Origin of the sequence: Kribbella jiaozuonensis (genome assembly GCF_005233875.1) — a bacterium.
Lineage (GTDB): Bacteria > Actinomycetota > Actinomycetes > Propionibacteriales > Kribbellaceae > Kribbella > Kribbella jiaozuonensis.
This window is the reverse complement of record NZ_SZPZ01000004.1, coordinates 1,246,903-1,268,375: the sequence shown is the minus strand read 5'-3', so window position 1 is coordinate 1,268,375 and position 21,473 is coordinate 1,246,903. Positions and strand designations below refer to the sequence as shown.

The window sequence follows — 21,473 nt, the reverse complement described above, 5'->3', positions numbered from 1 at the left end:
ACCGGGTTAACCGGGTAAGGCCCCCAGTAGACCACTGGGTTGATAGGCCAGAAGTGGAAGCGCCGCAAGGTGTGGAGCTGACTGGTACTAATAGGCCGAGGGCTTGTCACACACACAACCCCCTCCATAGAGGACGGTTGTCAAACGACTACGAGCCTGCGCTATGTAACTGATGTTCGCGTTCACTGTACGGTTCCCGGAATACGGTCACCCCAGCAACCAGATCCCTCAGGGGGTTTGTGGTCTGTGTTGGTTGATAGTGTTCTCATATTGTTTCGGTGGCCATAGCGTCGGGGAAACACCCAGTCTCCATTCCGAACCTGGAAGTTAAGCCCGCCAGCGCCGATGGTACTGCGACCGGGAGGTCGTGGGAGAGTAGGACGCCGCCGGACATTCACACTGTTAAGGGCCACCCCACTAGGGGTGGCCCTTAACATATGTATGACCAGTTTCCAGGCAGGTGCCTTGCGCCTAGGGCCGGCCCTCCAGGAGCTGCTTGCGCTGGGGCGTGTAGGACCACCACGGGCGGGCTGGATTGCCGTTGGCCTGGTCTGTGGCCGACATGATCGTGTCCAGTAGGCATGGGTCGTGGCGTACGCCGTCCCGTTCGCAGAGCGTTTCGTAGATCTCGAAGGGATCCCGGCCCGCCAGATCGTCGACCTGGGTGATCCCAACGCGCCCGAGATAGCCGGCTACCGCGGCGCCCACGTTCATCAGGCTGGTCAGATCACTAGGTTGCTTCGTTGGCATAGTTCGACCATGCCTCCGCGGCACCCACCGCGTCTTGAACAGATCGGACATCCGGCCACTTAGGATCTGTGCGTGGCTGTGATGGTGTTGATTGTGGGATTGCCAGGTGCCGGCAAGACGTCCTGGGCTCGCCGACTCGAGGAGGAGCGCAAAGCGATTCGGTTGACGCCGGACGAGTGGGTGGAAGCCCTGTTCCACACCAGTGAGGTGAATGGACGCAGATGGGTGTTGGAGTCAGAGATGCTCTGGGGTGTTGCCGCGAGGGCACTCGAGCTCGGGGTCGACGTGATTCTCGACTACGGCTGCTGGTCCGAGGAGGAGCGCGATCTGTTCCGGACACGGGCGCAACAGTTGGGTGCCAGCGCGGAGATCGTCGTACTGGATCTTCCGCTGCAGACGCTGTGGGAGCGGCTGGAGGAGCGGAATGCGGACCTGCCGGCTGCGACGTTCAAGGTCAGCCGGGCGGAGCTGGAGGAGTGGAGCGCCATGTTTGAGGTGCCGACGGCTGAAGAGGTCCAGCGCTGGGACCGACACCTCGTGGTGACCAGTTAGCCGTCTACTCGGGCGCGATCCCGACCAGTGCGGCTGCGGCGCAGATGTGAACCGGCGTCAGGTCGATGGGGGAGACCGGCGCCTGGAGCAGGGTGCCGCGTTCGTACGGCGTGAGCGTGATGTCGATGCCGGGCGCGCCCGCCACCATGCCGCGGACGTACGTCAGCCAGCCCATCATCGGGATGCCGCGACGGAAGACGCCGGCCGCGGCGGCGAGCTCTGTGTCGGCGATGCTGGCCCAGTCGGGCTCCCAGATCGTGACGACCGCACGCAGTACCTGGGCGAAGCGCTCCGACTGCCTCAGCGCATCCTCGTCGCTCCAGTGCAGAGTGAGCTGGTCGGAGATGGTGGTCATCGTCCCGCCCATGGACAGATCGAACAGCCACGGCAGCTCACCAGTGCTCTGCAGGTGTAGACGCGTCGTGCTCGTGCCGTTCGCGAGCACCTTCGTGGTGGCCTCGACCATCTCCTGCAGCGGAGTCGAGGCGTCGGCCTCGAGGACGTGGTACCCCCAGCGCTCGTCCTGGGTCCAGTTGTGGACATCCGGGAACGCGACGGCGACCGCGGTCAGCGTACGGCCGACGCGGAGTGCGCGATGCTCGACGGACTCGTCACGGTGCGACCACTGGGCGCGGAGCAGCCAGGAAGCCATTCACGCCCTCCGATCATGAGGCGGCCGGCTCTGCGGAGGTGACACTGCGACGCCGGATGCAGGTGACGGTACGCCGTGATACAACCGCTTGACCAGAGGTCCGCCTACTCGGTGTGAGCGGGTGAGATCGATCTCTGGAGGCGTCACTGGAACAGTCTGCTGTACCCACCGGTCAGTGGTCAGCACCGGGGTCCGATTTTGGTAGCCACCCATCGAAATCTGGACAACTGTCAAAGAATTCAGCTCTTCGAGGTCGCCGCCAGCAGCCCGCCCAAGGCGCTCGCCTGGGTACGCCAGTCGCGCACATTCGTGCCGCCGCCGGCCCATCGCTGACCGAGTCGGTTGAGCGAATCACGGTCGTTCTGCCAGATCGAGTCGGCCTGCCGCTGCGCATACGTCCGGTACGGCGCATCGCCCGTGGAGTCGGCCAGATCCATCAGGTACCGCATGAACACGCCCTTGAACTGCTTCTGGTTGTCGTCGCAGTTCCCGGCCGCGTCACACGACTCGGTGAGGATGCCGCCCGGGCTGAGCAGCGGCGACGACATCGCCGCATCGCCCAACTGCCGCGCCGCGGCGAGCAGCGAACTGTCGCCGGTCGCCCGCCAGAGCTCCAGCGCACCACCAATGGCCAGACCCTGGTTGTACGTCCACACCGTCTGCCCGTTGTTGGTGCACGATCCGGTCAGGCCGTCGTTCACCAGCCCGGCCGAGTTGATGATCCCGCTCGCGCGGAACCAGTTCCATCCCGTCGTTGCCCGCTGCAACCAGACCGTGTCACCGGCCAGCCGGTTGTGCAGCGCCGCCGTCAGCCGGATGTAGAGCCCGTTGGTGACCGCGTTCTTGTATGTGCGCTCGCGGTCCCACCACACGCCGCCGCCACATGTCCCCGTGTCCCAGTACCCCTGCACGTAGTTCGCGATCGTGACCGCCATCTCCAGGTACCGCTGATCGCCGGTCAGGTCGTACGCCTCGACCCAGGCGATACCCCACCACTCGGTGTCGTCGATCGCGCGGCTGATGAAGTTCCCCTCCAGCGCATCACCGCTCTTCTGGCCGGCCGGGAAGACACCCTTGTTCTTCTCGAACACCTCGTTCACGATCCAGCGCAGATCGGTACGGCGGGTGCGCTGCTGGTAGTCCATCAGCGTGGTCACCGCCACCGCGGAGTTCCACCAGCTTGAGAGCCACCAGGCCGTGTTCGGCTGGTACGAGTACATCAACGCCTCGGCGGCTGCACCGGCGCGATCGGAGCCGGGCCGGGCCCACGCCGTACAGCTGCCGTTCTGGCCTTCGACGGCTCGACCGCAGGCGCGGACGGCGCCGCCGTACAGCTTGGAGAGTGGGTCGGTTGTCGCGTATAGGCGGGTGCTCGTCGAGGTTGCGCCGGAGCCGACGCTGGTTCGGCCGAGCGAGGAGCCGTCGGGCCAGGATGTGCCTTCGTTCCAGGAGCGGTCGAGCCAGATCTCGTCGCCGGCGGTGCCGTTGGCGATCGTTCCCCAGGCCATACCGCGGTTGTCGAGGTGGAGCGAGATCGTGCGGTTGGCCAGCGTCGTCGACGGCACCGGCTGGTTGTCGCCGGACGGACCTTCGCTACCGTCGCAGGCCGCGGCGCAGACCGAGGTGTGTACCCAGGCGGTGCAGTCGACCCCTGCCGCATCGCCGCACGCCCGGATCAGGCCGCGCCGGTGGCCGGCGGGATCGGCAAGGTTGTACATCAACGTGCGAGTGCCGGTCCACCCGGACAGGATCCACGCCTTTCCGAGCAGACCGTCCCAGCTCGCGCCGCCGTCCCAGCTACGGTCGAGCCAGACCGCGTCATTGGTCGCCCCGCCGTCGATGCTGCCCCACGCCATCGCGTCCTTGTCCGACACATGCAGTACGACGTGACGCCCGTTGATCACCTTCTCCGGCACAGGGAACGTCTCCTCCTGCGCGTTCGACGGGTCGAGCGTGTCGCACGCAACCGAGCAGACCTGGTCCGCCTGCACCCGCGCTTCAGCTGTGAGCGTGCCGGCAGGCAACGTGAGCAGGACAACCGCGGTCAGCAAAGCATGGCGTGACGGCATGTGGATCTCCCTGGGGCGGTAGGAAGAGCGCTCTCATCTCGTGAGTATCCGGACCGCAGCGGTCAGGTCAAGAGCCCACGAGAACTACGTCAGCGTCGGCGAGGCCAGCTCCAGGGTCGGCGTGGAGCCGCGGTACGACGTCATCCACTCGCGGAGCAACTCGACCCGCGCCGCGTTGTCCTCGTTGCCCTTCACGACAGGCGCCTGGTTGTACGCCATGGTGTCCGAGCTGCGCCGGAGCTTGACGTACAACCGGGACGACGCGAGCGCGTACCGCTCCATGTCGTCCTGCAGCGCGCCGATGACCGTGATGTTCCGGTCGCGACCGATCTGCTCGAACAGTGCGACTGCCTCGCGGCGGTGCTGCGAACCGAGGTTGCGGCCGAGCTCGTCGAGGATCAGCAGCAGCGGACGATCCGAACCGCCGGCGAGCGCGGCTGCGCAGACGAGCTTGACCGCTTTCTCGTCCATCTGGGCGGTGTTGCCCTTCACGTTGAACGCGGAGAACGGACCGCCCTCGGAACGGCGCCACTTCGGCGTGACCGTCCAGCGCCACGGCTTGTCGGGCTCGGCGGGCGGGTCGGGCTCGGGGAACTCGAGCTTCGCGCCGTATCCGCCGTACTGCTGGTCGAGGCGGTCGAACTCCTGCGACACCAGGCGAAGCCGCGCTTTGATGCCGTCGGCAAGGGACGTGCGGTGGGCACGAGCCGTGCTCTCCGCTTCGTCCAGACCTTCGCGGGCTCGTTCGAGAGCCGCGTTGCGCTCGGCGCGCTGACTGGCGATCTGCTGTTGCTGCAGGCTGTCGAACGTCTCGTGCTGCGCGAGGTGGCTGCTCAGCGTCCGATGCAACGCCGGCACCAGGCCGACCCGGTCGCCGAGAGTGCCGCTGGTCCAGCCGTCCGGGCCGTTCAAGATCTCCCAGAGCTCGGTCGGGATCTCCTCACGCGAGCGGGCGTTCGGGAAGCAGCGACGGATGACGTCGTCCAGTTGCGTGCAGGCCTGGTGATTCCAGTCGGCCGTCGTACGGCGCTGCGCGTCGTCCGGCAGGCTAAGGATGAACTCCTCTGCCTCCGCGGGCGTCCCGCCCCAAGCTGTGGTGCGTGTGGTGAGATCGAGCGCGGTCTGCTCCTCGAGCAGCGCGAGGCGGCGGCCGGTGAGGTCGTCGAGGATGCGGTCGTGGTCGCGGCGAGTGGACTCGAGGTTCTTCAGGCGCTCGTCGCGCACCAACTGCTGGCCGGCCGCGGTCTCTGCGGATTCCTTTGCTGCTTGGAGTTGCGGCGCCAGCGAGTCCCGATCGGTCTCGTGCCGGTCGATGGTCTCGCGGAGCTGCAGGATCTGCTCCTGGACCGCGTCCGCGTCGGCCAGCGCCTGGGCAGCCGCCGTACGGCGCTCTGCCTGCTCGACCCGGGATCGCGCCTGATCCAACGCAGCCGATGCGACCGCACGCGCAGCCTTCGCCGCTTCCACGCGACGCCCGGCTGCCTGGATCCGGGCGGTCCGGCCGGTGATCGGCTCGTCGAACTGCCCGACCGCGACGACACCGGCCGCCTCGTCGATGTTCTCCTTCGTCGCGCGTTCGCCCAGCGCCGCGAAGAATCCGTCCAGCGTGAACCGCTCGTCCGCCGACTTCGGCCCACGGCGCAGCTTCGGCGCGTCCGGGCGATTCGCCAGTACCAGCAGGAATCCGGGGTACCCGGCGTCGGCCAGCGCGGTCGTCGCGACGGTCGCGTCACCGGCATCGATGACCACAGCCTCGCGGTACGGCGCGAGCCGCGGCTCCCACTCGGCCCGGTCGGACTCCGGCAGCTCGGTGATGTCGGTCAGCGCGCCGCAGTCGATGCCCGCGGTCTCCAGCACCTGCTGCTGCGTCGCGGACACGGTCTGGCCGCTCTCGGCCTCACGAAGCTCAGCCTCGGTGTGCTCGACCGCCACGCGCGCGGCGTGATCGCGGCCGATGTGCTCCTCGAGGACCTCGCGAGCCTCGGCCTGCTCCTCAGCGGCCGCCGCAAGGTCACGGCCATCCGCCGAACGACCCGCCTCAACCAACCGCCGATGCTCCTGGCCGAGCCGCTCCAGCTGCTCGCGCACCGAACGCTGGGCCAGGTCGAGCTCGCGGTCGCGGGCGTCGAGCTTGTCCCGCTCCTGCCGGGTCAGCTGGACATCCCGGAGCATGCCCTCTTCATTGCCAAAGGCATCTATCTCCGAGTCGACAGCTTCCTTCCGGGCTTCCTGCTCGGCAACGCGTTCGTCGAGCACGCCGAGTTCCTGGAGGATCTCGCGGTTGCGGGCGTCGCCGTCGATCAGGTGCCGGGCGTTGCGGGCCTGCCAGGATTCCTTCGCTGCCGAAAGCGCTTCACGGGCGGCGGCACGCTGCAGGATGCCGGCCTCGACGGTCGCCATCTCCTGCTCCCAGCGCTGCAGGTCGGCCGTCGCCTGCTTGGTCGCCTCGCGCTGGGTGTGCTCGGCGGAGCGGTGCGCCTGCTCCTGCTCGAGCTCGTGGTCGAGACCGGTGAGCGTCGCGATCGCGTTGAAGATCCGGGCCGGGCCGAGCTCGTTGAGCGGCTCGGCAAGCAGGTTGGCGGTCGGGCTGGAGCGCACCGACGTCGACAGGAACGAGACGCAGCGGACCTGTCCGCCGTACAGAACCTGGGACAGCTTGTTGGCGTGGAAGTCGGTGCGGCCGTTCGAGTGCGGGAGGGCAGCCCAGAGCGCGTCGGCGCCGGCGGCACGCTCGGCCTCGGTCGCGCCGTACGGGATGTGCAGGCCTTGCTTCCAGCGGAGATCGATGTACGACGCCTTGCGGTTGATCCGGATCCAGACGGTGATCGCGGCCGCCTCGACCTCATCAAGGTCGGTCAGCCCGGGGTCGGAGAAGACGCCGACGATGTAGCCGCGGTCAACGTTTGACCAGTTGCCTTCCTGGCCGGCCGCTTCCGCGGTGAACAGCAACTCGGCGGCGCCCGGAGCGCCGCTGGTGAGACGCCACTGGTCGTCGGCGTGCAGGAGGCTGAGTGCGGCGATCCACGACGACTTGCCGGCGCCGTTGGAGTCGGTCGGACCTTGGCCGGCGACCGTGATCAGGCCGCGGCCGATCATCGGGATCGGGTGCGTCGACAGGCGCGACAGGTCGACCACCTGCACCCCGAGCAGCACCTTGGACCCAAGGATGTCGAACGGCCCGTCCTCGGTTGCGGCGCTCATGCTTCGTCTCCTACTGCTACTGGATCTGCTGCTGGAACCCCGTTGCGGGCGCGGATGGCTTCGGCGATCGGACTGGCCGGCGCGGCGGCGAGGATCAGTTGGTCCTGCAATCGTCGACGTGCTGCTGGCGTCAGCCGCTGGAGCTGAGGACCTGGGATGTACGACGGTCCGCCCGAGTGATCGCCCGAGAGCTGGATCAACCCGGCGGCGCGCAACCGCTGCAGGGACAGGCGTCGCTCCTCGCCGCTGATCCGCGTCGTCCGCAGTTCGTCGACCGTGGTGGGTCGCGCGGACTTCCAGTTGTCGCCGGTCAGGATGCCCTCACTGCGGGGGATCGCGACGGAGTGGACGAGCACCAGCACGAGTACTGCGCGGTCGATGACCGACAACGGTTGCCAGCCTTGCGCGACCAGGCTCGCTGCGATGTCGTCGTCGTACCCGGCGGTCCAGTGTGTGCCGTCGACGTGGACGAGCGTCCGGCCGATGAGCTTCAGCATCCGCTGCACCTGGCGGCGTAGCGTCACGTCGTGGAGTCCCGCCAGCTGTACTTCGGCGACCGGGTGCGCGGCGTACTGCACTGCGCTGAAAGCGGCGAGCACCTCGTCGCGCGCGCGGTCGCTGAGGTCCTGGAGCAACGAGTCGAACAACGCGTGCTGCTCAGTCATCCGACACCTCCGCGCCCAGCTGCGCATCGTCCGCGGCCGGCGCGGCGGGAGGTTTGATGGACAGCACGGCAGGCGGCGGCTCCGGAAGGTGGCGGCAGAGGTCGCGAAGCGTGGAGAGGTCCGTCGCGGTCCAGGTGATGACGCGCGGGCCGAGCCGGACCTCGGCGGCCTTCTCGTCCCACCGGATCCAGTGCGTCGCGTGCAGGCGGCGCAGGCTGCCGATGATCAGGGTCAGATCGCTCGACTGCTCGGCGCGGCCGCGCATCCCGGCGTACACGGATCTGATCTGGGCCAGCGTGCCGGTCACACCCGGCCAGGCCGGCGCGCTGCGGTCCGTCCAGCAACAGGTGACGCAGATCGCGAGCAGGCGGGCGGTCTCGTTCGGCTGCTCGACGGCGACCGGGGGAGCGCCGAGCTCCTCGAGGACGCCGTGCCCCGCCCCTGACGGGAGCGTCGGCACGAGCCAGACGGTCGATCCGTCCGGCGAGGTCGCGCGGGTAAGACCGGCGACGGCCGGCGTTTCCGGGTCGATCTCGAGCGGTCCGGCGGACTGCACCTTCGCCCACCACATCGCGTTGTAGAGCCGCCGCTCAACGGCCTCCGTGCTCATGGCGCCACCCGCCGGAAGACACCCTCGGTCGCCCACGGCGTCCCTGCGGTCGGATCGATCCGCATACCGTCGGACCAGACCAGCTCGTAGTCGAGCTCGTCATGCAGATGCGCCGCGGTCAGCTCGGCCAGCACGCGTCGCGCGGTGATCCAGTCGCCGGCCTGATCAACGACGTCCACGATGTCTACCTCGGGCCGTCCGGCCAGCACCCGCTCGGCCTCCGCGCGCAGATCCTCGCGATCCGTCGCAGCAGCGGACTCAGGCGCGTCGGCATCCGCGGTCGGGCGCGGTGGCGCCATCCGCGCGCTGCCGGACCGCCTTCCTGTCTCGACCGCTTCCACCATCGTCTGCGGCGAGAAGTCCGGCGCAGCAGCATCAAACAGAAGCCCATCCAGTACGGCGGCCAGCGCATCAGGCTCGCTGCTCCGGGTGAACGTCAGCCAGGTCTCGATCGGCAGCAGCCCGAGCGCCCGCGTCGTACCGGCTCGCTCGACCAGGCGGCCGGCGGCGAGTTGTACGGCGTCGGCGTACGCCGCCAGGGCCATGCGCAGCGACGTGCAGTCTCGATGCAGCTCGGGCCAGCGCTCGAGGACGATCCGGTGGACCTTCTCGGCCTGCTCGATCAGACGCTCGTTGCCCCACGCGAGCTGCGCGTTCTCGCGGAGCTGTGCCGTTGTACTCGTCGAGACGAGGATCGCCAGCTCATTGCCGAGGAGCCGGAAGACCTTCGTCATTCGTCCGATCGACGCCTTGCCCTCGTCGGCGGTCGCCTGGGGATCGCTGACGCTGTGCGCCTCGAGCGTGAGCAACTGGTGCAGCTCGGCCTGACCGCCCTGGACGGACATCCGGCGCAAGAACATCAGCATCACGTACGGCGCGAACGCGGCGCGGTGGCGCAACTCGTTCGGACGGTCGACGAGTTTGGTGATCGCGCCGTACTGCCTGAGGACTTCGAAGCGGCGGACGATCACGTCGTGCGGATACGCCCGGCAGGCGAGCGTGGCCTGCTCGACCGTGAGACCGTCGCTGCCGGCCTCGGCGAACGCGTCCAGGATGGCCTGGTCGACGTCGAGCAGGTCCGGGTCGACGATCATCGCGCCGGCCTCGCGGGCGAGCACGGCGAAGACCTGACGGTAGACGCGCAGCACGGCCGCCTCGGCCTCGGCGTCGAGCAATGTCGCGTCCATCCCGTGCTCCCTCCCGTGTGATAGCAGCTGGGCTACCAGAGAAAAGGACTCTAACCACCCGCACCGACAGACCAAAACTCACCCGCCACCGGCCTGTGGACAACCGGATCGCGGGCGGTGCTGTGGAAAACCGGATGACGTCCCGAGCGCCGCTGCCTACCATCCGAGATGTGATGAGAATCCTTGGCTGACGCGGTCGACAGGCCGCGTCAGTACCACGGCGCCCCCTGGGCGTCGCCCCGCCGGTGCGGACCCTGTCGCAGGGTCCCCGGCGCGCTTGCTGATTCTCTCCTTTCGGAGCTTGCACATGACTGTGCACCCATTCGCCCACTCGGCGCGTTCCATCGGCGCCCAACATCCCCGGGTCCGTGACCTGCTGACCCTGCGGAAGGACGGTTCACCCGGCCGCATCATGGTCGAAGGCAGTTGGGAACACGACCGCCTACTCACCACCGCGGCCTCGATCGACGCCTTCTTCTGGTGTCCGGAGGTCGCCACGACCGAGGTCCATCGGATCGCGGAGCGTGCCACCGAGGTGTACCGCATCTCGGAGAAGCTGCTCGCCCGCCTCTCCCGCAAGACCAGATCCGACGGCCTGATCTCGATCGCGCGTCTCCCGGAATGGCGGCCGCACGCGTTCGAGTTCACCAACGAGTCGCTGGTACTGGTCGCGGACGGCGTCGAGTACGCCGGCAACCTCGGCACGCTGATCCGTACTGCGGACGCCGCCAACGCCGACTGCCTCGTCCTGACCAGCAGGCGCGCCCGGCCGACGCATCCGTCCGTGTACTCCGCGAGCCGCGGCACTGTCCTCTCGACGCCGATCCTGGAGTTCGACGACATCCCGTCCGCGGCGGCGTGGCTGCGGAGTCATCGCTTCCGCGTCCACCTCGCCGACCCGGCGGCGACGGGGACGTATCGCGTTCCGCAGTACGACGGGCCGACGGCGTTCGTGGTCGGTTCGGAGGGCTCGGGGCTGTCGCGAGAGTGGCATGCCGAAGGGTTCGACGCGGTGTCGATCCCGATGCTCGGGCAGGCGGACTCGCTGAACGTCGCGCTGTCGGCCGGGATCCTGCTGTTCGAGGCGCGCGCTAGGAAGGCCGGTTGGTGAGCTCGCCAGGCAGAATGGCACAGCAAACCCGACCACAAGGAGTGTGCTGTGCCGTTCGAGCCTGGCGAGGTCGTCGCCCCGTCCGATCCGCGCATCGTCCTGGAAGGACAGTGGGGTCACCAGCCCGGTGTGGCGATCACTGTGAACTCCGGTTCGCGGATCTCGTTCTCGTACGCCGGTGAGCGGCTGCAGCTGCTGTTCGACACCGACGGGCTCACGGTTGCGCCGCATCTGTGGATCACGGTCGACGACGGCGAGCCGGTGCTGCACGTGATCGACGGGCCGGTGGTCGAGCTGTCGGCGCCGGACGGGCGGCACCGGGTCGAGGTCGTGGTCAAGGACGTGAACGAGCACGCGAACCGGTGGAATCCGCCGTTCGAGTGTGCGGTCGTGTTCGCCGGCCTCGTGCTCGACGTGAACGCGCGGCTCCGGCTGAGCGGTCGGCCGAGCGGTCCGCGGATCGAGTTCTACGGCGACTCGATCACACAGGGCGTGCGGTCGTTGAGCGTGCACCCGGAGTCCGAGGGCGCAGACGGTACGACGACGTACGCGTATCTGACCGCGCGGGCGTTCGGCGCGACGTCGTACCAGGTCGGGTTCGGCAGCCAGGGGATCAGCAAGCCGGGGAACGGCGAGGTGCCCGCCGGCGTCGACTCCTTCGGCTGGAACTTCGCCGGCTCACCGGCCGAACGGGTCGAGCCGTCCGACGTGGTCGTCCTCAACCTCGGCGTGAACGATCCGACGCTGGAGGTCGAGGAGTACGCGGCCTACGTACGGCGGGTGCGCGCGGCGTACCCGGACACGACGATCGTGTCCCTGCCACCGTTCAACGGAAAACACGCTGACACGATCGAGGCCGCGGTGAAGTCCCTCGACGACCCCAACCTCGTCTACATCGACTCCACGGGCTGGATCACCGAGGACGACTGCACCGACCAGGTCCACCCCACGGTGTCCGGCCACGCCAAGATCGCCGAAAACCTCATCCCGGCCCTTGAAGAACACACAACCCTGCGCCGCGTATGACAGTCGACGAGTACATCGCGTCGCTCCCCGAGGAAGTCCGCGAGGTCCTGGAACAGGTACGCCGCACAATCCACGCCGCCGCACCCGGGGCCGGCGAGAAGATCAGCTACCAGATCCCCACGATCACCCTCGACGACAAGCCACTGATGTACTTCAGCGGCTGGAAGGCGCACATCGCCGTCTACCCCCTCCCACCGCTCGACGACGCCCTGGCCACCGCGATCGACCCGTACCGCTCCGGCAAAGGCACGCTGAAGTTCCCTCTCAACAAACCGATCCCGTACGACCTCATCACCCGCCTCACCCAGGCCTTCGTCGCTGCCCGTTGACTCAGCCGTACGCCGGCGCGATCGCCCGCGCGAGCGTGACGATTCCAGCTGGGCGCAGGATGCTGTCGGGCGTCGCGAGCAGTTCGACGTACGCGTTCTTGGCGGTGCGGAACACCAGCTGGCCGCCTGTTTGCTGCCAGCCTTCGGCGCCGACACTCACCGGGTGCGCGTAGGGACTGTCCTTCATGTAGCCGAAGTCGAGCGAAGGATCCGAGCCCTGGCCGCCGGATCGGACCGCGACCGAGCCTGTTGCCGAACCCCACTGGCATGACAGGTAGCCGTCAGCCACGGTGTCTCGTCGCAGCACCGCCTTCTCGCCGAGCAACTTCTCGGCGGCAGCAGTACCGCGGGCACACGCCGGCTGCGCGATGACCGCCGGGGCGGTGGGAAGTCCGCCGGGGAGCGTGAGGATCGTTTGCGCGATGGATCGGAGTTCGTCCAGCGTGCCCGAGCCGTCGTTCAGTACGCGCAACTCGATCGGACGGTTGCCGGCGCGGAACACGAGCCAAGGGGCGGCTGCTGCTGGGTTGACCGCCCACGAGCCTGGTCCGATTCCGCCGTCGACGACCTTGGCGGCGTATCCCATCCCGCTGACCCAAGCGGCGTCGGTCTTGCGCGAAGCTGCGAATTGCGCGTCGGTGACGGTGATGGCTGCCAAAGAAACCCGGACCTGATGGATCGCCTGCGTTGCGTCGACCAGCGAGCAGCTGTCCGCGAGCGGCGCGCTGACGCGGGGACCTGCTGCCGCGGCTGTCCAACGGCCGGGAAGATGCGGGGCCAATCGCTCGCACAGGTTTCCGGTTGGGGCCGGTGAAGGCAGGACCTGCTGTGTGGTGTGGCTGTCGCAGGCGGTCAGGCTGAGCAAGACGATTGCTACGGCGGCCGTGAATCGGCGCATGGTGATGGATCCTCCCCAGGAACGTACGTCGGGGAGCTTAGAGGAGGTCGCGGGGGTCTGCCGCTGGTGGGCGGGTGAGGGTCCAGTCGTTGAAGGCTTGGTCGAAGCGGTACCAGAGGTTGTCCTGGCCCAGGCGGAGTTGGAGTTTGCCGGAGGTCAGGCGGTTGGACTCGATGGTGGCGTCGGGGAGGGCCTCTAGGGCTTCGGTGAGGGCTTCTGGGTCGACGTCGTGGGGCTCGTCGAGGGTTACGGCGAGGCCGCCGGGGCCGGCTTCGCGCCAGGCGACTGCCCAGGTGGTTAGTCGGCGGGAAGAGATGCCGGCGCGGTGGGCCAGGTCGGCGAGGTCCGGCGTACCTAGGGCTTTGGCTGCTCTGCGGGCCAGGTCCTGCTCGAAGGTGAGGTTGATGCCGCCGTCTCCATCGCCGGATGCCAGCTCCCAGGCGCGTTGGGCGGCGTCGGTTGCCAGTGCAACCAGATCGCGTACGTCGACGCCGGACGACCGCGGCGGATCCAGCACCCGCACCGCTGCAGGCACTCCCGGAGCTCCCAGCGGTCTAGGTGGTGTGGGCACAGGCACAGGCCCTGCCGCACGCCGAGCATCCTGCTCGGAGGAGGCGGGCGTCGACGAGAGGGCTGGGCCAGCTGTCAGGTGGCGGGCGAAGGCTGCTATTGCGGGGATGCCGGCGGGTGGGGGAGTGCGGGGTGGCGTGATCGGGGCGGCGGTTGAGCCGCGGCGGGTGCGGAGGGCGGCCAGGAGTTCGTCTTTGCGGCGGCCGCGGAGGAGAAGCAGGGCGAACGGGTCATCGTCCAGCGCGTCCGTGATCAGGTAGCAGACCGCCGCGGAATGCTTGCAGGGAACGGCAAAGTCGGGACACGTGCAGTGCGTAAGAACCTCACCAGCACCGGGCAGAAGCTCGAGCCCCGCGTCGCGCACATCGTCGATCACCTCGGGCGGCAGCTCACCATCCAGCAGCGCCGCGACCCGACCGATTTGCGCCGAGACCACCTCCAGCACCGAGTCCCACTCGGCGCTCGAGAACGCACGGATCCGCACCGTCACCTGGTACGGCGTGACGCGACTGCCCTGTACTGCAGCCTCAACCTCACCCGGACTGACCGTCAGCTCGACAACACTCCCGCGCCGCGCGTACGACCGCCCACGCGACAACCGCCCCGGATCAAGCCGAGCCCGCTGCTCCAGCGCCTCCAACCACGCGCGACCCCACCACGTCGCCCCGAACGGCCGCCGACTCCCCGGCCCCTTCGCCGCCGGCAGTCCGGCATCCTCACCCTTCCGCCGCCACCCCTGCCACGGCACCCGATCCTCGTCAGCCATCGGATTTCCCAACAGCAGAAGGGTTGTACGCACTCGCCGAGCCCGATTTCGCCGGAGTAGTCGACAGCTCGACCAACTCCGTGAGTTCAGAATCGGACAGCTCGCTCAACCACGCCTCACCCGATCCGACCACAGCATCGGCAAGGTCCCGCTTCGCATTGATGACCGTCGAGATCCGGTCCTCGAGCGTGTTCTCGGTGACAAGCCGATGCACCTGCACCGGACGATCCTGACCGATCCGATAAGCGCGGTCGGTCGCCTGATCCTCAACCGCCGGATTCCACCAACGGTCGTAATGCACGACATGCGTCGCTCGCGTGAGCGTCAGCCCGACCCCACCGGCCTTCAATGACAACAGGAACACCGGCGCCTCACCCGCCTGGAACTCCTGGACCAGTTGCTCGCGCTTCTTCACCCCGATCCCGCCGTGCAGGAACAACGACTTGATCTGCCGCGCCGCCAGATGCGCCTCGATCAGCCGGCACATCTCGACGTACTGACTGAAGATCAGCACGGACTCGCCCTCGGACAGGATCACGTCGAGCAGCTCGTCGAGCGCGGCGAGCTTGCCCGAGCGCCGCTCCAGCGGACCGGGCTCGTGCAGGAACTGCGCCGGGTGATTGCACACCTGCTTCAGCTGCGTGAGCAGACTGAGCACCAGCCCACGCCGAGCGATGCCCTCCGCCTCCTCGATCTTGGCGAGCGTCTCCTTCGCCACGGCCTGGTAGAGCGTGGCCTGCTCGACAGTCAGCGGTACGACGACATCGCGCTCGGACTTCTGCGGAAGCTCGGGAGCAATCCCCGGATCGCTCTTCTTCCGCCGCAGTAGGAACGGCCGCGTCACCCGAGCCAGCCGCGCCGTCGCCTCCTCGTCATGGAACCGCTCCACGGGTACGGCGACGTCGTGGCGGAACCGGTCGAGCGTCCCGAGCAACCCCGGCGCCGACCAGTCCAGGATCGACCACAGCTCGGACAGACGGTTCTCCACCGGTGTACCGGTCAACGCGATCCTGGTTGCTGAGGGCAACGTTCGCAACGCGCGAGCCGTGCGGGACAACGGATTCTTCGCGTGCTGAGCCTCGTCCGCGACGACCAGGCCCCACGCCACCTCGCCGAGAACGCGGTGGTCCTGACGCACCACGCCGTACGTCGTCAGCACCACCTCGTCGGGCGCGATGTCGCTGAGCGTCCGGCCTGCGCCGTGATAGCGCCGCGTCGGTACGTCGGGGGCGAACCGCTCGAACTCGCGCTCCCACGTGCCGAGCAAGGTCGACGGGCAGACGACCAGCGTCGGGCCGCGTCGCTCCAACTGCAGATGCAGCGCGATCACCTGGATCGTCTTACCCAGGCCCATGTCGTCGGCGAGGCAGCCGCCGAGGCCGAGATTCGCGAGCTGCGCCATCCACGCGACGCCGCGGCGCTGGTAGTCACGGAGGGTCGCGCGCAGGCCGACCGGATCGGTGAACGGAGCCGGCTCCTCGGCCGTCCGCAGCCGGGCGAGCATCGCGGCCAGCGAACCGTCCGCATCAAACGGAACGAGCTCGCCGTCGACATCGATGGTCCCGGTCAGCGCCGCGCCGAGCGCTTCGGCGCCGGTGAGTTTGCGGGTCGAGCCGTTGCGGAGGCGGCGTACGACGTCCTGGTCGACGCGGATCCAGCGGCCGCGCATCCTGATCATCGGCCGCTTGGCTTCCGCGAGTGCACCGACCTCGGCCTCGGTCAGGTCCTTGCCGTCGAGCGTCGGACGCCAGCGGAACGCGACCAGGTCGTTGAGGCTGAAGTCCGGCCCGGTGATCGCGCCCGGAGTCGGCGTGGCGACGGAGCCGCGGACAGCCAGCTCACCCGCGAAGAGGTCGGTCGGCCAGAGCACCTCGATCCCGGCGCCCTCGAGCTCGCTACTCCCTTCGGCCAGCTCGTCCAACGCCACGTCGTCGATCCCGACCTCTTCCGGCGCCGCGTCGCGGAGCGCGGCTCCCAGCGGAGGCCAGACTCGAGCTCCGCGGCGGAGAGCGAGGAGGAGATCGGTCTCCGCACGCTCGCCGAGGGCTGTCAGTACGGCGGCTGGTGCGTTCCACATGTCTGCGACGTCGACCAGCAGGCTCGGGTCGAGCCCGCTTCGCAACTGCAGGACGCCGCGGAACGACTCCTCAGGCAGCTCGGGTGGTTCGATCCGGAGCACGAGGCGTGCGCCGGCCTCCTCGGCGAGGGCGGTCTCGTCGAGCCAGCCCGACGGTCCGGGCGCAATCGGGTCCACGGCCGCGAACGGCGCCGCGCCGGGACGCCCGGCGATGGCGGCAGAAGGCGTACGGACGATGGTGTCGGCGAGCGCATCCCAGAAGGCACGCACGAGTTGCTGGGGGTCGACCAGCCGGACAGGCCTGGTGCCCTCGATGGGCAGCGCGTGACCGTACGCCGGCATGGCGGCGCCCAGGTTCCGCAGCCAGGCGCGGTCCAGCGGATCGAGCGGAGCGACGCGCCACGCGCCGTACCCGTCCGGACTGCGATCCGGCACCAGCCGCCCACGCCCGATCAGCACCAACCCCGCCAACCCAGCCGCCCGCCAGGCACCCCAACTAGCCGAGCCCACCCCCCGAGGCGAGCCGTCCCGACCCGCACTCGAGCCGACCCCACCCGGATCCGAGCCGACCCCACCCGAGCCGCCGTCGTCCGGAGCTGTCAGCCGGGCCAACAGCTCGGTAATGGACAGCAGGCGCGCGGGGACCGTCGTACGGCGGACCGTCGAGCCGCGCGGGAGGACGAGCTCGACCGTGCCGTTCGCCTCCTCGCCGGCCTCGGCGAGGTCGCCGTACAGCGCCAACCGGCCCGCGCGCGGCGGGTCGGCCGGGACGAAGACGGCGTCGAGCATGCCCAGCACAGTACGCCGGACCACCGACACTTCCCGAGCTTGACCTGAACCAACGTTGAGGTTGCACTCTCGGAACCCCGAAGACAACCGGAAAGAGTGCAGATATGCGTGCAGCAGTAGTCACCGAGTTCGGCGACCCGGACGTGATCGAGACCCGCGACCTCCCGGATCCCGAGCCCGGAGCCGGCCAGATGCTCGTCGAGGTAGGGATCGCGGACGTCATCTTCGTCGACACCGCGATCCGCCGCGGTCAGCACGGCAAGTTCTTCGACGTCGAGCCGCCGTACGTCCCGGGCGGCACGCTCGGCGGCCGGGTCCGCGCGGTCGGTCCCGACGTACCGACCGACTGGATCGGCAAGACCGTCGTCGGCCGCACGATCGGCTTCGGCGCTCACGCCGAGCTCGCCCTCACCACGACCGACCTGGTCGAGGTGCCACCCGAGCTGGACCTACAGACCGCGGTCGCTGTGTACGGCGACGGGCTGACCGCGCTCATGCTCGAGCAACTCGCACCGTCGATGACCGGCCAGGACGTTCTGATCACTGCCTCGGCCGGCGGCATGGGCCTGCTCCTGATCCAGCTGGCCCACAAGGCCGGCGCACACGTGATCGCAGCGGCCCGTGGCGACGAGAAGCTCCAGCTGAGCCGCGCCCAGGGCGCCGACGTACTGATCGACTACAGCAAGCCGTCCTGGGAGAAGTTGGTGCTCGGGGCAACGAACAACCGGGGCGCCGACATCATCTTCGAAGGCGCCGGCGGCGAACTCGGCGCGGCCGCGTTCAGCGTGGTCAAGGACGGCGGCTGGTTCTCCGCCCACGGCGCACCGAGCGGCGGTTTCGCCGCGATCGATCCCGCCGAAGCCGCCCGCCGCGGCGTCACCGTGAAGGGCATCATGGATCTCCGCGCCGACTCGACCACCACCACAATCACCGGCGCCGACGTCATCGCCCGCGCGGCCGCCGATGACCTCAGTCCGGTCATCGACCAGCTCTACGACCTGGACCACGTAGCCGACGCGCACCGGGCGCTGGAACACCGCACCCTGCGAGGCAAGGCGCTGATCAGCGTCAGTCGTTGATGTGGTGATCCGAGTCGGACCGCTCTGACTGCTCGAGGTGGTCGACGTGGTCCGTGACGGCCGGCGGGTTCGGGAGGGCTGCCACGATCTGGTTGCGCCCGGACCGCTTGGCCGTCAGCAGCGCGTCGTCGGCGGCGAGGACCAGCTGGTCCATCGTGTTCGCGACGTGCGGGTAGATCGCCGCACCGAACGACGCCGGTACGCCGCTGATCGCCGCCGTGCCGCCACTCGTCGTACCGACCGACACCGTGAGGCTGACGAGCCGCGCTCTGATCCGCTCCGCGATCTCCAGCACCTCGGTCTCGGACGCGCCGGGCAGCAGCACCGCCAGCTCGTCTCCGCCGACCCGTGCGACCAGGTCGCCGTGCCGGACCTCGGCCCGGATCGCCTCGCCGACCGCACGCAGCGCCTCGTCACCCGCCGGGTGGCCGTAGGTGTCGTTGATCTCCTTGAACTTGTCGAGGTCCAGCATGAGCAGACCGACAGTGCTGCGCAGAGTGTCCGCACGGGCCAGCTCGGCGGGCACTGCGCTCGCCCAGTACGACGAGGTGGCCAGACCGGTCTTCGAGTCAGTCCCAGCGGCCCGCTGGTACTGCGGAAGCAGCAGATCGCGGTGCAGCGCCATCACCGTCACCATGAGTACAGGGACGACCCATGGGTACGACGACTGGACCGCAGCGATCGCTACACCGAGCCCGAGCCCGGCACACACGACCAGCTGGTCTGAGAGCTCGCCGAGCGCCTCACGCGCAGTCGCTTCGGGAGAGGCGAGCAGGATGGCGCCGATCACCAGCGCGTAGTTCACCAGCCACCAGACCCCGGCCGCGGCGATGACGATCACCAGTGACCAGAGGCTCGTGGGCACCCGCGGCTCGGTCAGCAGGCCGCCGGCGCGCAGCACGGCCGCGGCGGCGGCGCTGGCCAGGATGTACGTCGCCGTGGAGAACACCTTGCGGTGCGCAACGGTCCGCCCGTACACGCGGAACCAGGAGTAGGCGTAGGCCAGCACGACCAGCGGGATGACCAGCGACAGCGGAAGCAGCAGCAGGGCCGCGAAGATCCACAGGCACTTCAGGTTCGTGTGCGGTGAAGTATTGGCCGCCAGCTCGCGTCGGCGCTCGATTCCGCGGGCACACTCCAGGTGCAGGGTCGAGGCGACGGCGAGGACGACGAATGCCACCCACTCGGAGTGCCGCACACCGGAATTCGGCCCGCTCACCGTGCTCCGAACCGCGAGTGTGGTAATCGTGACCGCAATCACATCAATCGCGAGCACATAAGCCAGAGCGGTCCTCGGCAACGACCAGAGCTTCCATTGCCGGGGTGGCCCCCAGCTGCTCCGACCGATCAGAATCATATGAGCCTCACACACGGTCGATCTGAGCGGTTATGCGTACATCGTAACGACCTGTTCACGTCTGGTCACCCCCGTGTCCGGGTCATTCCATCAGTTGGTCATTCCAGAAGGGTCGAGAATCATGCAGAAGACGACGCGCGGCAACGACAACGGCAACGACTGGTTCACCGGCGGCAACGACTGGTTCCACGGGGGGAACGACTGGTTCGCGGGCGGGAACGACTGGTTCACCGGTGGCGGCAACGACTGGCTCCGTGGCGGTAACGACTGGTTCGCACCGCGCACCGCCAATGGCGGTGACGATTGGTGACGAAAGGTAAATCTTTACCTGGGTCTTACATTCCGGAGAACTCGTTCACGAGATAAACCGGGCGGCCCGGAACTTATCCTAACTGTAATTCTCCGAATGGTCGTCGATTCGGCGGGCGCGCGCCCAGGCGGCGCCCGCCGCGGCCGCCAGTATTGCGCCTGTGACGCCCATCACGGCGAGTGCGCCGGATGGCCCGAATGGTTCTGCCAGCACTCCCACCAGCAGAATTCCGAGGCCCTGGCTGCCCTTCAGCGCGGTCCCCGCGACGCCGAAGGCCTTGCCGCGCTGGTGATCGGGCACAGCCTGGACGAACGCCGCACTCGTCGGCAGGTGGTACGCCGAGGCGGCGCCGGACAGCGCCCAGAGACAGAACGTCACCGCGGGCCCCGGCTGGAGCGCACAGAAGGCCAGCGGCACACACGCCGCGACCGCCAGTGGGCCGAGCAGCTTCATCCGCCGCTCCGGCGACCACAGCGTGATCAGCCACATCCCGACCACACAGCCGGCCGGACTCGCGGCCAGCAGGACACCCGCGGTTGTGGTGCCGTAGCCGATCTCGTGGGCGTAGGGGACTGCCAGACCCTCTACGGTGACGTAGAAGCCGGCGATGGTGGCGAGCAGGACGAGCGTCCGGAGCTTCGGTGTGCGGGCGACCAGCGCGATGCCGGACGTCAGGTCCTTCAAATAGCTCCCTGATGGCGCATCTGTGCCACTTGCCGGAGCGGGGCGCCGGCGTACTCCGAAGGTGATCAGGAGGGCCGACAAGACGAAGGTGGCGGCATCCAGGAGCAGGCCGCCGGAGGTCCCGACGGCGACCACGACAGCGCCGCCGAAGCCGAAGCCGAGGACCTGGCTGAACTGGACGACCATGTCGTTGGCAGCCTTGCCGAGCACGTAGTGATCGCCCGGGAGTACGGCGGGAAGCGTCGCCCCGCGCGCCCCGTTGAACGGCGACCCGAACGCCTGCAATGCGAGCAGCAGCAGGATCACGACGAGCAGCGGAAGGGCCTGGATCGCCATACCTGCAACGAGAATCGCCCGTGCGACATCGGTGACGATCATCACTGTGCGTCGTGGGTACCGGTCGGCGAATCCGGCGAGCAGCGGCCCGAACAACAGGTCCGGTACGTAGGTCAGCGCATACGTCAGCGCGGTCAGCCCGGCCGAGGACGTCCGGTCGAAGACCAGCACCGACAACGCCACCCGCGCGAGCTGATCACCCGCGACGGACAGCACCCCGGCCAGGAACAATGCCCGGAACTCGGCGTGGCCGAAGACGTCACGCCAGCGCGCCCGCTCGACCGCCGCAACCGACATACCTACGACGTTAACCACAATCCGTGGTCTGACACCTCCCGAGGGTGAGCAACTCTGTGTCCTGCAAGGGTTCAAGGGATAACTTGCGGCGCATCTGTGCCAGTTCGGGTCCAGATTGGGGGACCCGGTAGCGCAGTATTTGGGTGAACGTTCTACTC

The 21,473-nt window shown here is 68.4% G+C and carries 18 protein-coding genes and 2 rRNA genes; 8 read left to right on the top strand and 12 right to left on the bottom strand.

The window, feature by feature from the left end:
* Positions 1 to 111: ribosomal RNA gene (locus tag FDA38_RS32015) — 23S ribosomal RNA — on the top strand; the annotation flags it as partial.
* Positions 112 to 274: 163 nt separating this feature from the next.
* Positions 275 to 392: ribosomal RNA gene (gene rrf / locus FDA38_RS32010) — 5S ribosomal RNA — on the top strand.
* Between the two features lie 79 nt (positions 393 to 471).
* Here the strand turns inward: rrf and FDA38_RS32005 are convergent.
* Positions 472 to 750, bottom strand: a complete 279-nt coding sequence (locus tag FDA38_RS32005) for a helix-hairpin-helix domain-containing protein (protein WP_137257814.1) — start codon at positions 748 to 750, stop codon at positions 472 to 474.
* An 81-nt stretch (positions 751 to 831) separates the two neighbouring features.
* Between FDA38_RS32005 and FDA38_RS32000 the strand changes: the two genes are divergently transcribed.
* The gene (locus tag FDA38_RS32000; RefSeq protein ID WP_137257928.1) at positions 832 to 1,302 is read left to right on the top strand and encodes an AAA family ATPase; all 471 of its coding nucleotides are present in this window, start codon (positions 832 to 834) and stop codon (positions 1,300 to 1,302) included.
* Positions 1,303 to 1,306: 4 nt separating this feature from the next.
* Here FDA38_RS32000 and FDA38_RS31995 read toward each other — a convergent pair whose 3' ends face one another.
* The 6 genes from FDA38_RS31995 to FDA38_RS31970 form a co-directional block, all read right to left on the bottom strand.
* Positions 1,307 to 1,954: a hypothetical protein gene (locus tag FDA38_RS31995; RefSeq protein WP_137257813.1), complete on the bottom strand. Its 648-nt coding sequence runs from the start codon at positions 1,952 to 1,954 to the stop codon at positions 1,307 to 1,309.
* A gap of 239 nt (positions 1,955 to 2,193) precedes the next feature.
* A complete protein-coding gene (locus FDA38_RS31990) occupies positions 2,194 to 4,023 on the bottom strand; it encodes a glycoside hydrolase family 76 protein (protein ID WP_137257812.1) in 1,830 nt (609 codons plus the stop codon).
* An 84-nt stretch (positions 4,024 to 4,107) separates the two neighbouring features.
* On the bottom strand, positions 4,108 to 7,224 hold the full coding sequence (locus FDA38_RS31985) for a coiled-coil domain-containing protein (protein WP_137257811.1): 3,117 nt from the start codon (positions 7,222 to 7,224) through the stop codon (positions 4,108 to 4,110).
* Positions 7,221 to 7,889, bottom strand: coding sequence for a hypothetical protein (locus FDA38_RS31980; RefSeq protein ID WP_137257810.1), 669 nt, complete (start codon positions 7,887 to 7,889; stop codon positions 7,221 to 7,223). The genes FDA38_RS31985 and FDA38_RS31980 overlap by 4 nt, the downstream gene beginning before the upstream one ends.
* Entirely contained in the window at positions 7,882 to 8,499 is a 618-nt protein-coding gene (locus FDA38_RS31975) for a hypothetical protein (RefSeq protein WP_137257809.1), read from the bottom strand. Before FDA38_RS31975 ends, FDA38_RS31980 begins: the two co-directional genes overlap by 8 nt.
* Positions 8,496 to 9,686 carry a hypothetical protein gene (locus FDA38_RS31970; protein WP_137257808.1) on the bottom strand — a complete coding sequence of 397 codons (1,191 nt, stop codon included), beginning with the start codon at positions 9,684 to 9,686 and terminating at the stop codon, positions 8,496 to 8,498. Before FDA38_RS31970 ends, FDA38_RS31975 begins: the two co-directional genes overlap by 4 nt.
* 307 nt (positions 9,687 to 9,993) lie before the next feature.
* Between FDA38_RS31970 and FDA38_RS31965 the strand changes: the two genes are divergently transcribed.
* The 3 genes from FDA38_RS31965 to FDA38_RS31955 are packed head-to-tail and all read left to right on the top strand — an operon-like array spanning position 9,994 to position 12,152.
* Positions 9,994 to 10,797: a TrmH family RNA methyltransferase gene (locus FDA38_RS31965; protein ID WP_137257807.1), complete on the top strand. Its 804-nt coding sequence runs from the start codon at positions 9,994 to 9,996 to the stop codon at positions 10,795 to 10,797.
* A gap of 48 nt (positions 10,798 to 10,845) precedes the next feature.
* Entirely contained in the window at positions 10,846 to 11,823 is a 978-nt protein-coding gene (locus FDA38_RS31960) for an SGNH/GDSL hydrolase family protein (RefSeq protein WP_233715041.1), read from the top strand.
* Positions 11,820 to 12,152 carry an iron chaperone gene (locus FDA38_RS31955; protein ID WP_137257806.1) on the top strand — a complete coding sequence of 111 codons (333 nt, stop codon included), beginning with the start codon at positions 11,820 to 11,822 and terminating at the stop codon, positions 12,150 to 12,152. Before FDA38_RS31960 ends, FDA38_RS31955 begins: the two co-directional genes overlap by 4 nt.
* Before the next feature lies 1 nt (position 12,153).
* Here the strand turns inward: FDA38_RS31955 and FDA38_RS31950 are convergent, their stop codons facing one another.
* The 3 genes from FDA38_RS31950 to FDA38_RS31940 are packed head-to-tail and all read right to left on the bottom strand — an operon-like array spanning position 12,154 to position 17,252.
* Positions 12,154 to 13,050: a hypothetical protein gene (locus FDA38_RS31950; protein ID WP_137257805.1), complete on the bottom strand. Its 897-nt coding sequence runs from the start codon at positions 13,048 to 13,050 to the stop codon at positions 12,154 to 12,156.
* A 37-nt stretch (positions 13,051 to 13,087) separates the two neighbouring features.
* Positions 13,088 to 14,386: an SWIM zinc finger family protein gene (locus FDA38_RS31945; RefSeq protein ID WP_137257804.1), complete on the bottom strand. Its 1,299-nt coding sequence runs from the start codon at positions 14,384 to 14,386 to the stop codon at positions 13,088 to 13,090.
* The gene (locus FDA38_RS31940; protein WP_137257803.1) at positions 14,379 to 17,252 is read right to left on the bottom strand and encodes a DEAD/DEAH box helicase; all 2,874 of its coding nucleotides are present in this window, start codon (positions 17,250 to 17,252) and stop codon (positions 14,379 to 14,381) included. The genes FDA38_RS31945 and FDA38_RS31940 overlap by 8 nt, the downstream gene beginning before the upstream one ends.
* Before the next feature lie 104 nt (positions 17,253 to 17,356).
* On the opposite strand from FDA38_RS31940, the gene FDA38_RS31935 reads away from it, so the two are divergent.
* A complete protein-coding gene (locus tag FDA38_RS31935; protein ID WP_137257802.1) occupies positions 17,357 to 18,331 on the top strand; it encodes a zinc-binding dehydrogenase in 975 nt (324 codons plus the stop codon).
* Here FDA38_RS31935 and FDA38_RS31930 read toward each other — a convergent pair.
* Positions 18,321 to 19,550 (bottom strand): GGDEF domain-containing protein, encoded by a 1,230-nt coding sequence (locus tag FDA38_RS31930; protein ID WP_233715040.1) that lies wholly within the window; start codon positions 19,548 to 19,550, stop codon positions 18,321 to 18,323. The genes FDA38_RS31935 and FDA38_RS31930 overlap by 11 nt on opposite strands.
* 259 nt (positions 19,551 to 19,809) lie before the next feature.
* Here FDA38_RS31930 and FDA38_RS31925 point away from each other — a divergent pair, with 259 nt between their 5' ends.
* Entirely contained in the window at positions 19,810 to 19,998 is a 189-nt protein-coding gene (locus FDA38_RS31925) for a DEAD/DEAH box helicase (protein ID WP_137257800.1), read from the top strand.
* Between the two features lie 78 nt (positions 19,999 to 20,076).
* Here the strand turns inward: FDA38_RS31925 and FDA38_RS31920 are convergent, their stop codons facing one another.
* Positions 20,077 to 21,315, bottom strand: coding sequence for an MFS transporter (locus tag FDA38_RS31920; protein WP_137257799.1), 1,239 nt, complete (start codon positions 21,313 to 21,315; stop codon positions 20,077 to 20,079).
* Between the last annotated feature and the right edge of the window lie 158 nt (positions 21,316 to 21,473).

Coding starts and splice junctions, on each gene's coding strand:
- FDA38_RS31945 (WP_137257804.1), bottom strand. CDS start 14,386: ATGGCTGACGAGGATCGGGTGCCGTGGCAGGGGTGGCGGCGGAAGGGT.
- FDA38_RS31935 (WP_137257802.1), top strand. CDS start 17,357: ATGCGTGCAGCAGTAGTCACCGAGTTCGGCGACCCGGACGTGATCGAG.
- FDA38_RS31985 (WP_137257811.1), bottom strand. CDS start 7,224: ATGAGCGCCGCAACCGAGGACGGGCCGTTCGACATCCTTGGGTCCAAG.
- FDA38_RS31990 (WP_137257812.1), bottom strand. CDS start 4,023: ATGCCGTCACGCCATGCTTTGCTGACCGCGGTTGTCCTGCTCACGTTG.
- FDA38_RS31950 (WP_137257805.1), bottom strand. CDS start 13,050: ATGCGCCGATTCACGGCCGCCGTAGCAATCGTCTTGCTCAGCCTGACC.
- FDA38_RS31980 (WP_137257810.1), bottom strand. CDS start 7,889: ATGACTGAGCAGCACGCGTTGTTCGACTCGTTGCTCCAGGACCTCAGC.
- FDA38_RS31975 (WP_137257809.1), bottom strand. CDS start 8,499: ATGAGCACGGAGGCCGTTGAGCGGCGGCTCTACAACGCGATGTGGTGG.
- FDA38_RS31925 (WP_137257800.1), top strand. CDS start 19,810: ATGCAGAAGACGACGCGCGGCAACGACAACGGCAACGACTGGTTCACC.
- FDA38_RS31995 (WP_137257813.1), bottom strand. CDS start 1,954: ATGGCTTCCTGGCTGCTCCGCGCCCAGTGGTCGCACCGTGACGAGTCC.
- FDA38_RS31965 (WP_137257807.1), top strand. CDS start 9,994: ATGACTGTGCACCCATTCGCCCACTCGGCGCGTTCCATCGGCGCCCAA.
- FDA38_RS31970 (WP_137257808.1), bottom strand. CDS start 9,686: ATGGACGCGACATTGCTCGACGCCGAGGCCGAGGCGGCCGTGCTGCGC.
- FDA38_RS31955 (WP_137257806.1), top strand. CDS start 11,820: ATGACAGTCGACGAGTACATCGCGTCGCTCCCCGAGGAAGTCCGCGAG.
- FDA38_RS31920 (WP_137257799.1), bottom strand. CDS start 21,315: ATGTCGGTTGCGGCGGTCGAGCGGGCGCGCTGGCGTGACGTCTTCGGC.
- FDA38_RS32005 (WP_137257814.1), bottom strand. CDS start 750: ATGCCAACGAAGCAACCTAGTGATCTGACCAGCCTGATGAACGTGGGC.
- FDA38_RS32000 (WP_137257928.1), top strand. CDS start 832: ATGGTGTTGATTGTGGGATTGCCAGGTGCCGGCAAGACGTCCTGGGCT.
- FDA38_RS31940 (WP_137257803.1), bottom strand. CDS start 17,252: ATGCTCGACGCCGTCTTCGTCCCGGCCGACCCGCCGCGCGCGGGCCGG.